This window comes from Streptomyces glaucescens (assembly GCF_002154375.1).
GTDB lineage: Bacteria > Actinomycetota > Actinomycetes > Streptomycetales > Streptomycetaceae > Streptomyces > Streptomyces glaucescens.
In genome coordinates this window covers 1-17654 of the sequence record NZ_MUND01000370.1, presented here as the reverse complement: position 1 = coordinate 17654, position 17654 = coordinate 1, and the positions used below count along the sequence as shown (strand labels likewise).

The 17654-nt window shown below is 70.8% G+C and carries 19 protein-coding genes; 16 read left to right on the top strand and 3 right to left on the bottom strand.

Translation table 11 applies throughout. From position 1 onward, the window contains the following. The 8 genes from CCN42_RS44695 to mycP form a co-directional block, all read left to right on the top strand. The coding region (locus tag CCN42_RS44695; RefSeq protein WP_143661997.1) for a LuxR C-terminal-related transcriptional regulator at window positions 1-121 on the top strand (121 nt) is incomplete at its 5' end. A 111-nt stretch (window positions 122-232) separates the two neighbouring features. Further along, window positions 233-394 (top strand): Flp family type IVb pilin, encoded by a 162-nt coding sequence (locus CCN42_RS43380; RefSeq protein ID WP_143659667.1) that lies wholly within the window; start codon window positions 233-235, stop codon window positions 392-394. Then, window positions 391-987 carry a pilus assembly protein TadG-related protein gene (locus tag CCN42_RS23640; protein ID WP_086738619.1) on the top strand — a complete coding sequence of 199 codons (597 nt, stop codon included), beginning with the start codon at window positions 391-393 and terminating at the stop codon, window positions 985-987. Before CCN42_RS43380 ends, CCN42_RS23640 begins: the two co-directional genes overlap by 4 nt. Window positions 988-1021: 34 nt before the next feature. Continuing rightward, window positions 1022-1603 (top strand): hypothetical protein, encoded by a 582-nt coding sequence (locus CCN42_RS23635; protein ID WP_086738617.1) that lies wholly within the window; start codon window positions 1022-1024, stop codon window positions 1601-1603. A gap of 7 nt (window positions 1604-1610) precedes the next feature. Beyond that, window positions 1611-2234 carry an OmpA family protein gene (locus tag CCN42_RS23630; RefSeq protein WP_086738615.1) on the top strand — a complete coding sequence of 208 codons (624 nt, stop codon included), beginning with the start codon at window positions 1611-1613 and terminating at the stop codon, window positions 2232-2234. 416 nt (window positions 2235-2650) lie between these two features. After that, window positions 2651-3130: a hypothetical protein gene (locus tag CCN42_RS23625; RefSeq protein ID WP_086738613.1), complete on the top strand. Its 480-nt coding sequence runs from the start codon at window positions 2651-2653 to the stop codon at window positions 3128-3130. 43 nt (window positions 3131-3173) lie between these two features. Then, the gene (locus tag CCN42_RS23620; protein WP_086738611.1) at window positions 3174-4901 is read left to right on the top strand and encodes a hypothetical protein; all 1728 of its coding nucleotides are present in this window, start codon (window positions 3174-3176) and stop codon (window positions 4899-4901) included. 28 nt (window positions 4902-4929) lie between these two features. Then, complete coding sequence (gene mycP, locus CCN42_RS23615) at window positions 4930-6285, top strand: type VII secretion-associated serine protease mycosin (RefSeq protein WP_086738608.1); 1356 nt, start codon at window positions 4930-4932, stop codon at window positions 6283-6285. 40 nt (window positions 6286-6325) lie between these two features. Here mycP and CCN42_RS23610 read toward each other — a convergent pair whose 3' ends face one another. After that, entirely contained in the window at window positions 6326-6700 is a 375-nt protein-coding gene (locus tag CCN42_RS23610) for a DUF192 domain-containing protein (RefSeq protein ID WP_086738606.1), read from the bottom strand. A gap of 31 nt (window positions 6701-6731) precedes the next feature. Between CCN42_RS23610 and CCN42_RS23605 the strand changes: the two genes are divergently transcribed. The 7 genes from CCN42_RS23605 to CCN42_RS23575 all read left to right on the top strand — a co-directional run bounded on the left by CCN42_RS23605 (window position 6732) and on the right by CCN42_RS23575 (window position 15146). Continuing rightward, window positions 6732-7322, top strand: a complete 591-nt coding sequence (locus CCN42_RS23605) for a dihydrofolate reductase family protein (RefSeq protein ID WP_086738605.1) — start codon at window positions 6732-6734, stop codon at window positions 7320-7322. Window positions 7323-7363: 41 nt separating this feature from the next. Then, window positions 7364-8236: an LLM class flavin-dependent oxidoreductase gene (locus CCN42_RS23600; protein WP_086738603.1), complete on the top strand. Its 873-nt coding sequence runs from the start codon at window positions 7364-7366 to the stop codon at window positions 8234-8236. Window positions 8237-8284: 48 nt separating this feature from the next. Continuing rightward, complete coding sequence (locus tag CCN42_RS23595; RefSeq protein WP_086738601.1) at window positions 8285-9100, top strand: class I SAM-dependent methyltransferase; 816 nt, start codon at window positions 8285-8287, stop codon at window positions 9098-9100. A 995-nt stretch (window positions 9101-10095) separates the two neighbouring features. Beyond that, window positions 10096-10869, top strand: a complete 774-nt coding sequence (locus tag CCN42_RS23590; RefSeq protein ID WP_086167269.1) for an isoprenyl transferase — start codon at window positions 10096-10098, stop codon at window positions 10867-10869. 359 nt (window positions 10870-11228) lie between these two features. After that, window positions 11229-12554 (top strand): RNA 5'-3' helicase PhoH2, encoded by a 1326-nt coding sequence (gene phoH2 / locus CCN42_RS23585; RefSeq protein WP_086738599.1) that lies wholly within the window; start codon window positions 11229-11231, stop codon window positions 12552-12554. 425 nt (window positions 12555-12979) lie between these two features. Continuing rightward, entirely contained in the window at window positions 12980-13687 is a 708-nt protein-coding gene (locus tag CCN42_RS23580) for an aggregation-promoting factor C-terminal-like domain-containing protein (protein ID WP_086167267.1), read from the top strand. A 142-nt stretch (window positions 13688-13829) separates the two neighbouring features. Then, window positions 13830-15146, top strand: a complete 1317-nt coding sequence (locus CCN42_RS23575; protein WP_086738597.1) for an AI-2E family transporter — start codon at window positions 13830-13832, stop codon at window positions 15144-15146. A gap of 150 nt (window positions 15147-15296) precedes the next feature. Here CCN42_RS23575 and CCN42_RS23570 read toward each other — a convergent pair whose 3' ends face one another. Then, the gene (locus CCN42_RS23570) at window positions 15297-15830 is read right to left on the bottom strand and encodes an alkyl hydroperoxide reductase (RefSeq protein WP_086738595.1); all 534 of its coding nucleotides are present in this window, start codon (window positions 15828-15830) and stop codon (window positions 15297-15299) included. A 3-nt stretch (window positions 15831-15833) separates the two neighbouring features. After that, window positions 15834-16388, bottom strand: coding sequence for a peroxiredoxin (locus CCN42_RS23565; RefSeq protein ID WP_043503776.1), 555 nt, complete (start codon window positions 16386-16388; stop codon window positions 15834-15836). 140 nt (window positions 16389-16528) lie between these two features. On the opposite strand from CCN42_RS23565, the gene CCN42_RS23560 reads away from it, so the two are divergent. After that, window positions 16529-17494 carry a LysR substrate-binding domain-containing protein gene (locus tag CCN42_RS23560; protein ID WP_086738593.1) on the top strand — a complete coding sequence of 322 codons (966 nt, stop codon included), beginning with the start codon at window positions 16529-16531 and terminating at the stop codon, window positions 17492-17494. Window positions 17495-17654: the final 160 nt, after the last annotated feature.

Here is a 17654-nt window from a genome sequence, read left to right as displayed (position 1 = left end):
CGAGAAGACGGTCAAGAACCACATCAACCGCATCTTCGCCAAACTCCACAGCACCAGCCGCGCCGAGGCCACCGCCAAGTGGCTGGGCACGACCCCCGGCTCCTCCGGGAGCCGACGATGACCCCGCCCCCTTCGAATTGGGCCCACGACTGGGCCCACGGACCCTCCAAGACACCCCCCACCCCGCCCTACCCTTCCGGCACCGACAGCGGCACACCCGGAGGGAAACACCATGCGCACCAAGTGGAGCGACGACAAGGGCCAGACCGCGGTGGAGTACCTGGGCATCATCGCGGTGGTGGTGGCGATCGTGCTGGCCATCACGGGGACGGACATCGGGCAGACGATCTACAACGCGATCACCGACAAGATCACCGAAGTCACCGGCGGTTGACGCGGTCCAGGGGGTTAGACGACGCGGGGCAGGCCTTTCCCATCTACATCACGGTGGTGGCGGGCCTGCTCTTTCTTGCGTTCGCCTACCTCGCGGTGGGGCAAGCCGCGACGACCAGGAGCGACGCCCAGACCGCGGCCGATGCGGCAGCGCTCGCGGCAGCCCTCGACACCAGGGACCAGCTGGCCGGGGAGTGGCTGGACAACGTGAAGGACCCGGCCGCGTGGCAAGGCATCTTCGACGGTGCCGTGCAGGTGGCCGACTCCTGCTGGCGTGCTCACCAGCTCGCTGCGCAGAACGACGCTGCCGTGCGGGACTGCGCGCCGGACGGTCTGCTCGGCTACACAGTCGACGTCGAGACGGACGAGACCGTGGGGGACAGCATCGTCCCCGGTACCGAGGACATCCGGGCCACAGCCTCGGCCAAGGCCGTCATCGAGCCCCGCTGCACCTTCGAACCGCCGGCCGAGGACACGGGCGACGACGAGCTGCCCACGCTCAGCTGCGAGGACCAGGACTGGGAACTGTCGCCGGATGACCTCACCGACCTACCGGACCCGGAGGACCTCTTCGAGGTCCATCTGGCCGACTGACAGGCGAACGACGAGTGACTAAGGAAGCAGAGGCATGAGCATTCGGTTCACAGCGAAGGCCCGCAGGAGGATGGCCGCGTTGTCCGTGGTGGCCGGTCTGGCCCTCGGCGTGGCCGGATGCGGTGGCGGAGACGGCGAGGACAAGAAGCCTCAGACGTCGGCATCCGCTTCCGGGTCGGGCGGTTCCGATCAGAGGGCGCAGGAGGGGCAGTCGGAGGAACCCCTCACCGAACTCAAGGGACCGGACAGCCTGCTGCTGCAGATCACCTCCGCCGTACGTGACTCGGGCGGTTTCGTGACGGTGAGCGGGACCCTGAAGAACGACGGCGGCGATACGGTCAACGTTCCGGCCCAGCTGAGTGGCAACGAGACGGAGATCATCCGGAACGGCAGGTCGCTCGGCGGGGCCACGCTGGTGGATTCCCAGGGTAAGAAGCGCTACTACGTGCTGCGTGACACCGATGGGCGACCGCTCACGACGACCAACTTCCCCGCCATGAAGTCCGGCGAATCCCTCCCTGTTTTCATGCAGTTCCCGGCGCCTCCTGCCGACACCACCGAAGTGACCCTCCAGCTGCCGATGTTCGCCACCGCCCCGATCAAGATCTCTGAGTGAGGCCTCCATGACCTCACGACTCACCGCATCCCTCACCGCCACCCTCCTCCTCACCACCACCCTCTACACCGCCGCCACCACCGCCCACGCCGACGACGGCCCCAGCGTCCCGCCCGGCACGGAGGCCACCGCCGCGGCTCCGGTCGAGCTGGACGCCAACGACCCGGACCTGAAGCTGCCGGAAGGCGCCACGCTGGCCGAGCCGAAGGTGCTCGACATCAAGCAGGTCGTGGAGGACGAGAGCGGCGAGGAGCGCCGGGAGGACACGAACGCGGACGTGAAGTTCGCCCTCCAGGCGGAGGTGCTGTTCCCGAAGGACAGCGCCAGGCTCGGCGGGGCGGCGAAGGCACGCCTCGGAGCGATCGCACAGGAGATCAAGTCGCAGAACGCGACCCGCATCCGCGTCTTCGGCTTCACGGACGACCTCGGCTCCTCGGCCCACGGCGACGTCCTGTCGAAGCAGCGGGCGAACGCCGTCCACCAGGTCCTGGACGCGGAACTGAACGACCCGGGCGTCACCTTCGAGGTCCGCGGCTACGGCGAGGACTACCCGATCGCGTCGAACTCCTCGGAGGAGGGCCGCAAGAAGAACCGGCGGGTGGAGGTGTCGTTCGCGCGGGGGGAGGGCTGACGGCGCCGTCGGCCAGGGTGTCCACTTCGGACCGTTCGCCGCTGACAGCTGCCCCCTGTAGGCGCGGCGATAGGAAGACTTGGGCCAGTGGGTGTCAGGGGCGGCCCGGCTCAGGGGGCTGTGAACCCGCTCCCGTGGTGTTCGTGGTGGCCCAAAGCGTCCGATTGCACCTCTGCCGCCGCCCACTCCCCTGCACGACCGGCGTCGGGAAGTCGCCGAGAGGTGGCCGAATGCTCACTCTGTGACGTTTCCCCGGAACGGGTTGTCACTGCCGGTCACTAGAGTGTGTGGGGCGGTCTCGCTCTTCCTGAGGCCGACGGGGGAACGGGGAACGGGGGGCACCAGTGCTGCCGAGCGACAGTGGCGGTTCGACGAGTGCGTCGACGGGCGGGACGGGCTCGTCCTGGCTGTCCGGTGTGTTCGACACGGCGAGGGACGCGGTCCAGGACCTGTCCACCGAGCTGTCGTCGTTCACGAAGTTCCGGCAGCGGGTCGACGAACTCGTCCGCGACCTGAAGGAGTCGCAGGCCGGCCCCACCAAGGTGGGTCAGGAGCCGCTCGTGCGCCAGAAGTTCGGCGGCGGTGACGGATCCTGGACCGAGGCGGCCGGTCTGTACACGTCGTACGAGAAGGTCATCGCCGACCTGGAGAGCTTTTCCAAGCTGCTCTCGGACTGCATGGAGGCCATGTCCATCGCGGTCCTGGCGTCGCACAAGGGCTACGAGAACATCGACGTGGACGTCCGTAACCGCATGGCCGCCATCACCGCCGAGACGACGGAGCACTACGGCGGGCCGTACGACCCGGAGCGTGCGAAGCACCACGGCGCCACGGGCGGCCGCACCGAAACCGGCGGCCAGAAGCCGTCGCACGGTGACGCCGGCGGCACGATCTGACCCAGAGGGCGACGAGCGCGGTACGAGAACGGGGAGACGGCTGATGGCAGGCAAGGGATCCGGTGGCGCCCGTGGGGGCACGTCCTTCGAGGGCATGAGCCACGAGCAGATGCTCGCATGGCTGGACCAGGCTGACAGCGGGACGGTGCAGGCCGCTGCCCAGAAGCTCGTCGCCGCCGCCGAGGAGATCCGCAAGATCGCGGATGAGCTGAAGATCCGACCACAGTGGGTGGAGTGGAAGGGCGAGGGCGCGGACGCCTTCCGTACCTGGGCGGGCGATCTCGCCAACTCCGCCCTACGGCTCGCCGACTTCAGCGGCGACTCCGGCAAGTGGCTCTCCCAGGCCTCCGGCGCGATCGCCACCGCCCAGGCCGCCGTACCGCGCGACGAGTCGAGCGCCTCGGCCAACCTCGCGGCGGCCCGCGCCCACCACAACGACCCCGACGCCGGCGCGGTCGCCGCGAAGTCCGGTGCCGAGCTCGCGGCGCTGAAGGCGCACAAGGAGAAGGTCCGCCAGGAGGCGGCGGTCGAGATGCGGAAACTGGCGCAGGCGTATGACCTGTCGTCGACGCAGATGGACAGCTTGGAGCGGCCCAGGTTTCCGCCGCCGCCGTCCGCGATCAGCATCGATACCCCCGAGGGCCTGGCGCGCCCGGGAACCGGGCGCGCCGGCAGTGCCACGGGGAGCGGCACAACGTCGAACACGGCCGAGTCGGTAGGCCGAGTGACCGGGCATGCCACAGCAGCGGGACGGTCTGAGGGGGAGCTGGGGCCCGTCACCGTGGCTCCGGCCGCGCCGCACCCACCGGAGACACCTGACCGCCCGGCGCATGTCCAGATCGACTCGGTCGACACGCTTCCCGAAGCGCATCGCCCCGTCACGGGACCGGGGCCGACGGTGGGACCGATCACGCCGGCTCGTCCCGAATCGATCCTGCCCCCGACGGTGACCGGACTGATTCCGCCAACCTCAGGCCGCGGTGGAGGGCGCACGCCCACCGTCTCCGGAGGCGGAGGAAGGCCGTTCGCCGGTGGGCGCACACCGTTGTCGCCGGGGCAGGAAGGCACGGGTGTTCCGCGCGGACGTGACATCACGGCAGGTGGTCCGTTCCCGCACGGGCCGACGTCCGGTACGGCTGCCGGCAGGACCCTTCCCGGTCCGGGTATGGGCTCCGGCCGCGGTATGCCCTCTGCCTCCGGCACCGCGGCCGGATGGCCCCCCAACTCGGGCGTCATGGGTGGACGGCCGACAGGACCGGCCGTCACAGGCGGACGGCCGACGGGCCCGGGCGCCATGGGCGGACGGCCCGGAAGCCCCGGCGTCATGGGCGGACCCCCGGTCAGCCAGGCCATCACCGGGGGACGTCCCACGGCAACGCCTGCCGCGGGGAAGCCGTCAGGTCGCCTGCCTGGTGGGACAGTCGTGGGCGGAGAGCCTGCTGCACACCGTGGATCGACGGGCCCTGTCCCGGCGGGACCGACGGCGCCGTCGACGACGGCCCGCCCCGGAGCCACGACGAACACCGGACGCCCCCCGTCCACCCCGCCGAGCGGCGTGGTCGGCGGGTCTCCGCAGCGGACGGGCCGCGCGCCTGCCCGCCCCGGTGCCCCGGTACCCTCCGCACCGACCCGAGGTGGCATTTCCGGAGGCACGCCGAACGACGACGGCGACCGCGCCAGCGGCCATCGGCCTGCGAGGCCCTCGAGTGGTGCTCGACAGGGCAGGCAGCAGCAGACCGACCGTCGCAACAGCTCATCGGCAACCGACTGACACGCAGAGGAACGGGAGAGGGACGCACATGCCGACCAACAGGACACGGGGAGGCCGACTCCGGGCTGTCGCCTCAGCGGTCGTCGGCCTTCTGCTGGTGGGTGGTGCCGCCTCTCCCGCGCGCGCCGATTCGACCCGCTCACAACAGTGGCATCTGGATGCCATGCATGCCGAAGAGATGTGGGGGACAAGCACGGGCAAGGGCATCACGGTTGCGGTGATCGACACCGGCGTGGACCCCGATAACCCCGACCTCGAAGGGCAAGTGCTCGATGGGCGGGATCTGGCGACCTCCCGTCCCGGCGATGAGCACACGGACTACCTCGGTCACGGCACATCCATGGCTGGGCTGATTGCCGGCACCGGGGGTTACGGAGGCGGAATCGGCGCCTACGGCCTCGCGCCGGGCGCCAAGATCCTCCCGATCCGAGTACCTACGCAGAGCGATGACCCGACAGCGGGTTTCGCGTTTGCCGGAGTCCTCAGCAAGGCCATTCGTCTCGCGGCGGACGCCGATGCGCAGGTCATCAATGTCTCCCTGGCCTCGACGAACACCAGTGACGACCTCACTGCGGCCGTGAAGTACGCCCTGGACCGTGGCTCGCTGGTCTTCGCAGGCGTCGGCAACAGCGGCGACGAGGGCAACCCCGTCTTCTATCCGGCGGCCACGCCTGGAGTGGTCGCTGTGGCGGCGGTGGGCCGAGATCTCCGTAGGACTGATGAATCCGAGTTCGGGCCTCAAGTCGACATGGCGGCCCCTGGTGAGGACATGGTGCACGCGTGCGGAGGCAGGACAGGCCTCTGCAAGAGCCACGGCACCAGTGACGCCGCCGCCCTGGCCTCCGCCAGCGCCGCCCTCATCTGGTCCGAGCACCCGACCTGGACCAACAACCAGGTCCTCCGCGTCATGCTGAACACCATCGGCGCGCCCACGGACGGCGCGAAGCGCAACGACTCCATCGGGTACGGCATCGTCCGCCCCCGCATCGCCCTCCAGAACCCCGGCGATCCGGGCCCGGCGGATGTCTACCCGCTGCCCGACCTCGAGGCCGCGGGGAGCCCGGCGTCCCCCTCGGGGAGCGCGCCCGCATCGGAGTCCACGCAACCGCCGGCCGAGGCGGACGACAGGGGCTCGGACACCTCGGGGACGAAGGACTCCGGTGACGTCTCCCCGTGGGTTGTCCCGGGCATCGGCGCGGCCGTCGTCCTCGCAGCGCTCGCAGCAGCGGTCGTCGTGCTCCGCAGGCGTTCGCGCCCCGGGGCCGTGCCACCACCACCGTCCGTCCGGCCCGCGCAGCAGACCCCGTACGGCGGCGGGCAGCTCACCCCGCCCGGGCCGGGCGGCACCCCACAGAGCGACCCGTACCACCGACAGTCCCCCTGAGGTGGCGCCGCGATCCCTGTCGCCCACTGGAGGCGCGCAGCTAGCCGATCGGATCCTGTTCGATCGACAGCCGGACGCCGGGCCGCACTCCCCAGCCTGCCATGACCCGTGCCCCCGCCTCCACCACGTGCCGGGCGCGTAGTCGGGGCAGGCCGAGTCGTCCTGGTCGCATCGTGCGTACCGCGATCACGCGGAGGTGCCGGTCGAGGTAGGCGACGTCGATGGGGATGCGCATGCGGATGGTGTGAATGGAGGAGGCGGGGGAGAGAAGGAGGGCGCCGTCCACCGTGTCGCGGCCCAGCAGGCCCTTGGTGCGGGCACGATAGGAGGTCGCCAGTTCCAGGGGCACGGACACGTCACCGTTCGGCCCGTGCACGACCAGCCGTCCCCGCCCGTCACTCCAACGCCGCGTCATGACACGCACTCTCCCCACCCGGAGCTAGCCCATGCGCAAGATCGTGTTTCACATGTCCGTCTCGCTCGACGGATACATGGAGGGCCCCGGCCACGACATCAGCTGGCATCGCGTCGACGACGAGCTGCACCAGTACATGAACGACACGCTCCGCGAGGCGGGGGGCTTCCTCAGCGGGCGGGTCCTGTACGAACTGATGGCCGAGTTCTGGCCGACGGCCGACCAGGATCCCGAGGCCTCTCCTGTGATGGCGGAGTTCGCGGGGATCTGGCGGGACATGCCGAAGTTCGTGTACTCGCGCACGCTGCGGGACGCGGACGTCGGGTGGAACACGACCGTGGTACGGGAGGTCGTACCGGACGAGGTTCGCGCGCTGAAGGCCCGGCCCGGCGGTGAGCTGGTGCTCAGCGGGGCGCGGATCGCGGAGGCGTTCCTCGGGTACGGGCTGGTCGACGAGTTCCGGGTCTACGTCCATCCCGTTCTCGTGGGGAGGGGCACGCCCATGTTCCCGGAGACGTCCTCGCTGACCGACCTGCGGCTCCTGGAGAGCCGTACGTTCGGCACCGGAGTGGTTCTGCTGCGGTACGAGGTGCGGGAGACGACCGCCCGGGAATCCGGGTAAACCGGTTGTCCCCTGGTCCCGGTGCGCCGTTAGGTAGTCCCATGACTGGACTCGGCGCTGTGTTCCGCCCGCAACTTCCGCCCGAGCGACTGCGTGCCCTCGCACGCCTCGCCGACGACACCGGGCTCGACGAGCTGTGGCTGTGGGAGGACTGTTTCCTGGAGGGCGGGATCTCCACGGCCGCCGCCGCGCTCGCCTGGACCGAGCGGGTGAGGGTGGGTGTGGGGCTGCTGCCGGTGCCGTTGCGCAATGTGGCGGTCACGGCGATGGAAGCGGCGTCCCTGCACCGCATGTTCCCGGGCCGCGCGATCGTGGGCGTCGGGCACGGGGTGCAGGACTGGATGGGGCAGGTGGGGGCGCGGGCCGAGTCGCCGGTGACCTTGCTGCGGGAGTATCTGGCGGCGCTGCGGGCCCTGCTGCGCGGGGAGCGGGTCAGCACCGAGGGCCGGTATGTGCGGCTGGACGACGTGGCCCTGGACTGGCCGCCCTTCGAGCCGGCGGAGGTGCTGGCCGGGGTCACCGGTCCGCGCTCGCTGCGACTGTCGGGGGAGTCCGCCGACGGGACCATTCTCACCGCGGTCACGCCTCCGGACGGCGTACGCCGGGCGCGGCGGCTCATCGACGAGGGGCGGGCGGCGGCGGGACGGACCGAGCCGCACCGGATCGTCGTCTACCTGCTGACCGCGACCGGTCCCGACGCCTCCGCCCGGCTGCGGGCGGAGCTGACGGCCGAAGGCGTCGCGGACGTGCCCGAGCTGGGGGTCGCGGGTGACGCGAAGGACGTCGCCGAGGCCGTCGGGCGGCTCGTCGAGGCCGGTGCCGGCACGGTCGTGCTGCAGCCGACCGCCGACGAGCCCGACCCCGAGGGGTTCGTACGGTTCGCGGCGGAGCAGGTACGGCCGTTGGTGCCCTGAGCGGCAGGCAACGCCGCAGGAGGAAACAGAGTCCGGGACGGTCGCGTGATGGAAGCTCAGCACACCCCCACCTTCGAGGAACTGATCGCCGAGGGTGCCTCCGTGCCCACCGAAGGGTGGGACTTCTCCTGGTTCGAGGGGCGGGCCACCGAGGCGCGGCCCTCGTGGCGGTACGCCGAGTCGCTGGCCGGGCGGCTGGGCGCGGCGCGTGCCGTCCTCGACATCCAGACCGGGGGCGGGGAGGTCCTGGACTTCGCGCTGGGCCGGGCCGCGACCGCCCCCGCGCTCACCGTGGCCACCGAGGGCTGGCCGCCGAACGTCGCCAAGGCGACGGCGCTGCTCCGGCCCCGCGGTGTCGCGGTCGTGGCCGCTCCGCAGGACGCGCCGCTGCCGTTCGCGGACGGCGCCTTCGACCTGGTCGTCAGCCGGCATCCCGTGGTGCCGCACTGGGACGAGATCACCCGGGTGCTCCAGCCCGGCGGCACCTATTTCGCACAGCACGTCGGGCCGGGCAGCGTCTTCGAACTCGTCGAGTACTTCCTGGGGCCCCAGCCGGATGAGGTCCGCCGGGGCCGGGACCCGGAGCGGGAGCGGGCGGCCGCCGAGGCGGCGGGTCTGGAGGTCGTGGAGGTGCGGGCGGAGCGGCTGCGGATGGAGTTCCACGACATCGCCGCCGTGGTTCATTTCCTGCGCAAGGTGGTCTGGATGGTGCCGGGCTTCACCGCGGAGGCGTACGAGCCGCGGTTGCGTGCCCTGCATGAGCGGATCCGCGGCGAGGGGCCGTTCGTCGCCCACAGCACCCGGCATCTGTTCCACGCGCGGAAGCCTCGGCGGGACACGGGGGCATCACCCAACGGAGCCTGAGAAAGCGCCAGTTGGTACGTAGGGGGGCTTGCTGACGCATACGTCTGTCGTCGCCGGGACGACGCCGCCAGGTGAGTGATGTGCGCGGGGGAGCGGCGGCTCCTGGGTGGCGGGTGCCTGTGTGCCCGAGGGGCCAAGTGGACGGCGGAGGCGTGGTGGCGGGCGCGGTGGCGGTCCGTCGCGGAAGCCGCCCGGTCTCCGTGCGTCCGTACGGGCTCGGTGAAGCCGGCAATCCGTCCCCGCCGCGCCGGTGTTGGGGCCGCCGCACAGGTCATTCCGTCGCGTGCGCGTCCCGTGTTTCCACATCGTTATCGCCGGCGGCTCGCCTCGCGGGCGCTGGCTCGAGTAAGTTCAGACCAAGGGAATTCGCGTGAGCAAAGCTGCGTGGCGGCACCGCGCAGTGGAGGGGGCTGCGCGGCGCACCCCGCTCCCTTCCGGCACGCCCTGCCTCCGTTCCGGCGTGCTCTTCTCCTTCCCGGGGTGGCGAAGGCCGCTTCCGGGTGACCGTCAAGCGGACGCCGACGCGCGGGGGTCGCTCGCACGGGGGACCCCCGGACGGGCCCGCCGAACCGCGCGGATCGGCCTGAAGCCCCGGTGGGGCCGCACTTTCGGCGTCCAGCGCGGCGTTGCCGGGCAACTTCGGAGAGTAGTTGTGGCGCGCCGATGTGCGCGGTGGCCCTTACGAAGGGTTATGGTGGAAACCCCCCCCTCGGGCCGGTCCGTCTCCCCCCCACGGACCGGCCCGTTTCTCTTGTCCCGGGCAGTCCGGCCCCTTTCCCGGGCCGCCGCCGACTGCCTGCCCCGGGCGGCCCGCGGGCTCCCTCGTCCGGAGCAGGCCCCGGCCCAGGAGCGGCGCTCCGGCGCAGCGGGGGTAGGCTTCGCCCCGGGGGACCGCCATACGGACAGGGACGCACCCGGCCCGCTCCCGGCCCAGCCGCCGCACGAGCGCCGCGCCCGTCCCCTGTCCGATCCGCACCGGAGGGGCTGACAATCACGTGAACCTGCGCGACAAGCTGCGCGGCCTGCTGGTCAGGCTCTACGCGCGCCGGGTGGAAGGTCACCTGGACCACGCTCAGGTGCCCAAGCACATCGGCGTGATCATGGACGGCAACCGCCGCTGGGCGAAGGCCGCGGGCTCCAGCACCGTGCACGGCCACCGGGCCGGCGCCGAGAAGATCGAGGAGTTCCTCGGCTGGTGCACCGAGACGGACGTCGAGGTCGTCACCCTCTGGCTGCTGTCCACGGACAACTTCGACCGGCCGCAGGAGGAGCTGGGCCCGCTCCTCGGCATCATCGAGGACGTCGTACGCACCCTCGCCGCCGACGGCCGCTGGCGGGTGCACCACGTGGGCACCATGGACCTGCTGCCGGCGGGCATGCAGACCACCCTGAAGGAGGCCGAGGAGGCCACCGCCCACATCGACGGGATACTGGTCAACGTCGCCATCGGCTACGGCGGCCGGCAGGAGATCGCCGACGCGGTCCGCTCGATGCTGCACGAGGCGGCCGAGAAGGGGACCTCGGTCGGGGAGCTGGCCGAGGCCGTCGACATCGACATGATCGGCCGGCACCTCTACACGGGTGACCAGCCGGACCCGGACCTGGTGATCCGCACCAGCGGCGAACAGCGGCTGTCCGGATTCATGCTCTGGCAGACCGCCCACTCGGAGTACTACTTCTGCGACGTCTTCTGGCCGGCCTTCCGCAAGGTCGACTTCCTGCGTGCCCTGCGTGACTACGCGGCACGCCACCGCCGTTACGGCGGCTGACCCATAAACGCCCCCCGAGCGGGGGTACGGGTACCCCGTCCGGCGGGGGGCAAACGGCGGCAAGACGGCGCATGTCACGTGGAGTTCACAGGCGCGCCGTCATATGCCGTGGCATGGCAGCGCTTGTTCGAGGGCATAGACCAGACAGGTCGACACCCGAACCACGGGTGTCGGATCTCAGCGGGCGGCACGGGGCCGTCCGCCCGGGAGGCCCTTTGCACCAGCCCGACCGTGCGGTCCTCGGCACGGAAGAAGCAGCGGAGGGCCGGTTCTCGGCTCCTGCGCGTGCAGGGCGGCCGACGACCGGTCCAGCTCCGCTCCGTCGCTCCCCGACCTCATCCGAGGGGGTACGTCCTTCCGTGGTGACCAGCGCACAGCGCCACAAGCCAGACCGGCGCACCTATGTTCTCGACACCAGCGTCCTGCTGTCCGACCCGAACGCTCTGAGCCGCTTCGACGAGCACGAGGTCGTGCTCCCCATCGTCGTGGTCACGGAGCTGGAGGCCAAGCGGCACCATCCCGAACTCGGCTACTTCGCCCGGCAGGCCCTGCGCCTGCTCGACGACTACCGGGTGCGGTACGGCCGTCTCGACGCCCCCATCCCGATCGGGGACCTGGGCGGAACCGTCCGTGTCGAGCTCAACCACTCGGACCCCAGCGTGCTGCCCACCGGCTACCGCCTGGGGGACAACGACTCCCGCATCCTCGCGGTCGCCCGCAACCTGCAGGCCGAGGGGTTCGACGTCACCGTCGTGTCCAAGGACCTCCCGCTCAGGATCAAGGCCTCCTCCGTGGGTCTCCTGGCCGAGGAGTACCGCGCGGAACTCGCCATCACGGACTCCTCCGGCTGGACCGGGATGGCCGAGCTGACGCTGCCCGCCGAACAGGTGGACATCCTCTTCGAGGAAGGCCACATCCACGTCCCCGAGGCGGCGGAGCTGCCCGTCCACACGGGCCTGACCATCCACTCCGAGCGCGGCCGGGCACTCGGCCGGGTGACCCCGGAGGGGAACGTCCGGCTGGTGCGCGGCGACCGGGAGGCGTTCGGCATCAAGGGGCGCAGCGCCGAGCAGCGCATCGCGCTCGATCTGCTGCTCGACCCGGACGTCGGGATCGTGTCCATGGGCGGCCGGGCCGGCACCGGCAAGTCGGCGCTGGCGCTGTGCGCGGGGCTGGAGGCGGTGCTGGAGCGCCGTCAGCACGAGAAGGTGATGGTCTTCCGCCCGCTGTACGCGGTCGGCGGGCAGGAGCTCGGCTATCTGCCCGGCACCGAGGCGGAGAAGATGAGCCCGTGGGCTCAAGCCGTCTTCGACACCCTCTCCGCGGTCACCAGCCGTGAGGTCATCGAGGAGGTCACCGCGCGCGGCATGCTGGAGGTGCTGCCGCTCACCCACATCCGCGGCCGGTCGCTGCACGACGCTTTCGTGATCGTGGACGAGGCGCAGTCGCTGGAACGGAACGTCCTGCTGACCGTTCTGTCCCGGATCGGCGCCAATTCGCGGGTCGTTCTGACCCACGATGTGGCGCAACGCGACAATCTGCGGGTCGGGCGCTACGACGGTGTCGTCGCCGTTGTGGAGAAACTGAAGGGGCATCCGCTGTTCGCGCATGTCACCCTGACCCGGTCCGAGAGATCCCAGATCGCAGCGCTTGTAACCGAAATGCTGGAGGACGGCCAGATCTGATCCGCTTCTGACTCTCTGATCCACTCGCCCCGTCTCGGGGTGATAGCAGGCGAGTTGGCGCCGTTCGGAAAGGCGAAAAGCCTAGCCGGGCGGCGCCTTCGCGTGTGTGGGAACGAGAAAATCTCCTGGTGTGAAAAGGGTGTGAGCTTTCCCACGCAACTCGGAATTGCCTACCGGCGTCACCGTGCGGCAGAGTCTCACTCCTGTCAGGCCCCGCATACGACACACCTGTATCCCCAGCGATACGGCACCACCAACTCCATAGCAGCCGTCGTATGCCGCCCGAGCACCATGCGGCGCTCCCCGCGAGGGAGTTGCCCACCGGGCCCGTGCCTCCCGTGACCCGCAGTTGGGGAGGCCAGTGTCAGGGGCACGATTGCGTCCGCCAGGGTCACCGAAGCGGGCGATGCTGGAAGGAAAACCGTGTGAGCCGGATTTCGGTCCGGGGATTCGCAGTGGCCTCGGCCACCGCGGTCACCGCAGTCGGAAGCGTCGTCGGCGTTGCCTCGGGCAGCACCGCGCAGAACAACGACGCCGAGGCGGCGGCAACCGACCTGACGTTCCTCGCGGACATCCCCGCGGGCCAGCAGGCCCAGGTGCAGACCGCGTCCCTGACGCAGCAGGCCGACGTGCAGGCCATCGCCGCGGACGCGACCGCGAAGAAGGACGCCGAGGAAGCGGCCCGCAAGAAGGCCGCCGAGACCGCGATCGCGAAGAAGGAGCAGGCCGAGAAGGCCGCTCAGGAGGCCAAGGAAGCCAAGGAGCGCGAGGAGGCCGAGCAGAAGGCCAGCCGCGACGCCGCCCGGGCCGACGCCTCCACCTTCGCCGTCCAGAGCTCGTACTCCATCGCGCAGATCCAGTCGATGGCCGCGCAGATGGTGCCGGGCGACCAGTTCCAGTGCTTCAGCAACATCGTGGACCACGAGTCCGACTGGAACTACCGGGCCGTGAACCCCTCCTCCGGTGCCTACGGTCTCTTCCAGGCGCTGCCCGGGACCAAGATGGCGTCCGCCGGCGCCGACTGGCAGACCAACCCGGCCACCCAGATCAAGTGGGGCCTGAACTACATGAACGAGCGCTACGGCAGCCCCTGCGGCGCCTGGTCGTTCTGGCAGGCCAACCACTGGTACTAGGCCGCGAACGCCCGCGGACCGTCCTCCGCTCGACTTCGTGAAGCCCCTCGCCGTTCTACGGTGAGGGGCTTTCGCCATGTACGGTCTGACGGGACGACTCCAGGGGGGAGTGGTGGGGACCGACGGGGGAGAAGGACGGAACATGTCGCGAGTGCCAGGGTGGCTCGGCCGGCTGGGCGCCGGTCTGAACCGCATGGGCAGGCAGTGGGAGGAACGCCGCGCGGAGGCGGAGCGGGAGCACACGGACGCCGAGCACGACGCGGCCGGCTCGCCCGCTTACGTGCCGCCGCCTCCCGGGTACGCCCCGGCCGTCGCGCCCCGCCCCGACCCGGCGCAGGCCGTGCCGTGGGGGGTCCGGGTCGCCGCCGAGGCCGGCTGGCGGCTGCTGGTGCTGGCCGGCACCCTCTGGGTGCTGATGCGCGTCATCAGCGCCGTCCAGCTGGTGGTGCTGGCGTTCGTCGCCGCGCTGCTGATGACGGCGCTGCTCCAGCCGACGGTGGGGCGGCTGCGGCGGCTGGGCGTGCCGCGCGGGCTCGCGACCGCGCTGACCGCGCTCCTCGGCTTCGTGGTGATGGGCCTCGTCGGCTGGTTCGTGACCTGGCAGGTCATGGAGAACATCGGCAACCTCTCCGACCAGGTCCAGGACGGCATCGACGAACTGCGCCGCTGGCTGCTGGACAGCCCCTTCCACGTCACCGACAAGCAGATCAACGACATCGCGGAGAACCTGCGCGAGGCGATCGGCGCGAACACCGACCAGATCACCTCCGCGGGCCTGGAGGGCGTGACGGTCGTCGTCGAGACGCTGACCGGCATCCTGCTCGCCGTCTTCTCCACCCTCTTCCTGCTCCACGACGGCCGGCGCATCTGGGAGTGGACGCTGAAGCTGGTCCCGGCCGCCGCCCGGCCGGGGGTCGCGGGCGCGGGGCCGCGGGCCTGGCGGACGCTGACCGCGTATGTGCGCGGCACGGTGATAGTGGCCCTGATCGACGCGATCTTCATCGGCCTCGGCATCTACTTCCTCGACGTGCCCATGGCCGTGCCGCTGGCGGTCTTCATCTTCCTGTTCGCCTTCATCCCGCTGGTCGGCGCCGTGATGTCCGGGGCGCTGGCGGTGGTCGTGGCGCTGGTCACGCAGGGGGTGTTCACCGCGGTGATGACGCTGGCGGTGGTGCTCGCCGTGCAGCAGATCGAGGGCCACATCCTCCAGCCGTTCATCCTGGGCCGGGCGGTGCGGGTGCATCCGCTGGCCGTGGTGCTGTCCGTCACGGCGGGCGGCATGGTGGCCGGGATCGGCGGCGCGGTGGTCGCCGTACCGCTGGTGGCGGTGACGAACACGGTCGTCGGGTATCTGCGGACGTACTCGCAGGAGGCCGCGCTGCGGCATTCGCCGGCGCCGCACGGCGCCACCTCGTCGGACGCGTCCCCGGCCGAGCCGCCGGCCGACCCGGCCGACTGAGCACGGCCGAGCTGCCGGACGGCTGAGCACGACGAAGGCCCGGCCGTCGGCCGAAGCACGACGAAGGCCCCGTCCACCGCTGGGTGGACGGGGCCTTGCCGGTGTTGCTCAGCGCCTCAGCGCCTCGGCGCTCCTCAGCGTCTCAGTGCCTCACTCGGCGAGGACGGCCTCGGCGTCGAGGGTGACGCCGACCGCCTGCACCACGGAGGCGATCTTGAACGCCTCCTGGATCACGTCACGGTCCAGGCCCGCCTTGCGCAGCACCTGCTCGTGCGAGTCCAGGCACATGCCGCAGCCGTTGATGGCGGACACGGCGAAGGACCACAGCTCGAAGTCGACCTTGTCGACACCGGGGTTGCCGATGACGTTCATCCGCAGGCCGGCGCGCAGGTTGCCGTACTCGTGGTCGGACAGCAGGTGGCGGGTGCGGTAGAAGACGTTGTTCATCGCCATGATGGCCGCCGCGGACTTGGCCGCGGTGTAGGCCTCCGGCGTGAGGTTCGCCTTCGCCTCCGGCTCCAGCTCACGCAGCACGATCGGGGAGCGCGAGGCGATGGCGGTCGCCAGCACGGTGCCCCAGAGCTGCTGGGCGGGGAGGTCGGAGTTGCCGATGACCGAGCCCAGGTTGAGCTTCAGGTCCTTGGCGTAGTCCGGTATGCGGGACTTCAGGGAGTCGAGCGACATGGGTCACTCACCGGCCAGCAGCGCGACCGGGTCCAGGGTCTCGTCGCCCTTGCTCCAGTTGCAGGGGCACAGCTCGTCCGTCTGGAGAGCGTCGAGGACCCGCAGGACCTCCTTGGGGTTACGGCCGACGGAGCCGGCGGTCACCATGGTGAACTGGATCTCGTTGTTCTGGTCCACGATGAAGACCGCGCGCTTGGCGAAGCCGTCCTCGTCCTCGATGCCCAGCTCGCGCATCAGCTCGTGCTTGGAGTCGGCCATCATCGGGAACGGCAGGTCGCGCAGGTCGTCGTGGTCCTTGCGCCAGGCGTGGTGGACGAACTCGGAGTCGCCGGAGAAGCCGAGGACCTGGGCGTCACGGTCGGCGAACTCGTCGTTCAGCTTGCCGAAGGCCGCGATCTCGGTCGGGCACACGAAGGTGAAGTCCTTGGGCCAAGCGAAGATCACCTTCCACTTGCCCTCGTAGGTCTTGTGGTTGATCTTCTCGAACTCCTTGCCCTTCTCCAGCGAGACGCAGGCGGTCAGTTCGAACTCGGGGAACTTGTCACCGACAGTGAGCACTAGCTCTCCTTGCAGCGCAGCGAAGAAACACCCGCTTTTGGCAGGTGTTTCCCATGGGTTGGACGTGGCTGATGGTGGCACAGCGCGCATTGATTAGTGAAATAGCTACACTCGGTCGTGTTGATCGGAGGTAGTTATCAGTGACTGTCAGTAACGTGGGTCACGTCGGCAAGCGCCGCCAGCCCAGTCTCGCCCAGCTGCGCGCCTTCGCCGCCGTCGCCGAGCATCTCCACTTCCGGGACGCCGCCGCGGCGATCGGCATGAGCCAGCCCGCGCTCTCCGGCGCCGTCTCCGCGCTGGAGGAGGTGCTGGGGGTGACCCTCCTCGAGCGTACGACCCGCAAGGTGCTGCTCTCGACCGCCGGGGAACGGCTGGCCGTCCGGGCCAAGGCGGTGCTGGAGGAAGTCGGCGCCCTGCTGGAGGAGGCCGAGGCGGTGCGGGCGCCGTTCACCGGTGCGCTGCGGCTCGGGGTCATCCCGACCGTCGCGCCGTACCTGCTGCCGACGGTGCTGCGGCTGGTGCACGAGCGCTACCCCGACCTCGACCTCCAGGTCCACGAGGAGCAGACCGCCAACCTGCTCGACGGCCTCACCACCGGCCGCCTCGACCTGCTGCTGCTCGCGGTCCCGCTGGGCGTGCCGGGGGTCGTGGAACTGCCCCTGTTCGACGAGGACTTCGTCCTCGTCACACCCCTCGACCACGAACTCGGCGGACGGGAGGGCATTCCCCGCGAGGCGCTGAAGGAACTGAACCTGCTGCTCCTCGACGAGGGGCACTGCCTGCGCGACCAGGCCCTCGACATCTGCCGTGAGGCCGGCCGCGAGGACGCCCCCGTGACCACCACGGCCGCCGGCCTGTCCACCCTCGTCCAGCTGGTCGCCGGGGGCCTCGGCTGCACCCTGCTGCCGCGCACCGCCCTCAAGGTCGAGACCAGCCGCAGCAACCAGCTCCTCACCGGCTGCTTCGCCGACCCCGCCCCCACCCGCCGGATCGCCCTGGCGATGCGGGCGGGGGCGGCGCGGGGCGCGGAGTACCAGGAGCTGGCGGTCGCGCTGCGGGGGGCGCTGCGACCGCTGCCCGTGCGGGTGCTGGAGGGGCAGGACTGAGCGCGGTGCCCGTCAGGGCCGGGCCCGGCCGGCCGCGCGGGTACGGCATGCGGTGAGCGGCCGTCGTTGCGGCCGGGTTCGGCGGGGACGCCAGGACCGGCGGCCCTCGCCTGGACCGGCGGCCCTCGCCTGGACCGGTGGCCCTCGGCCGCGCCCGGCC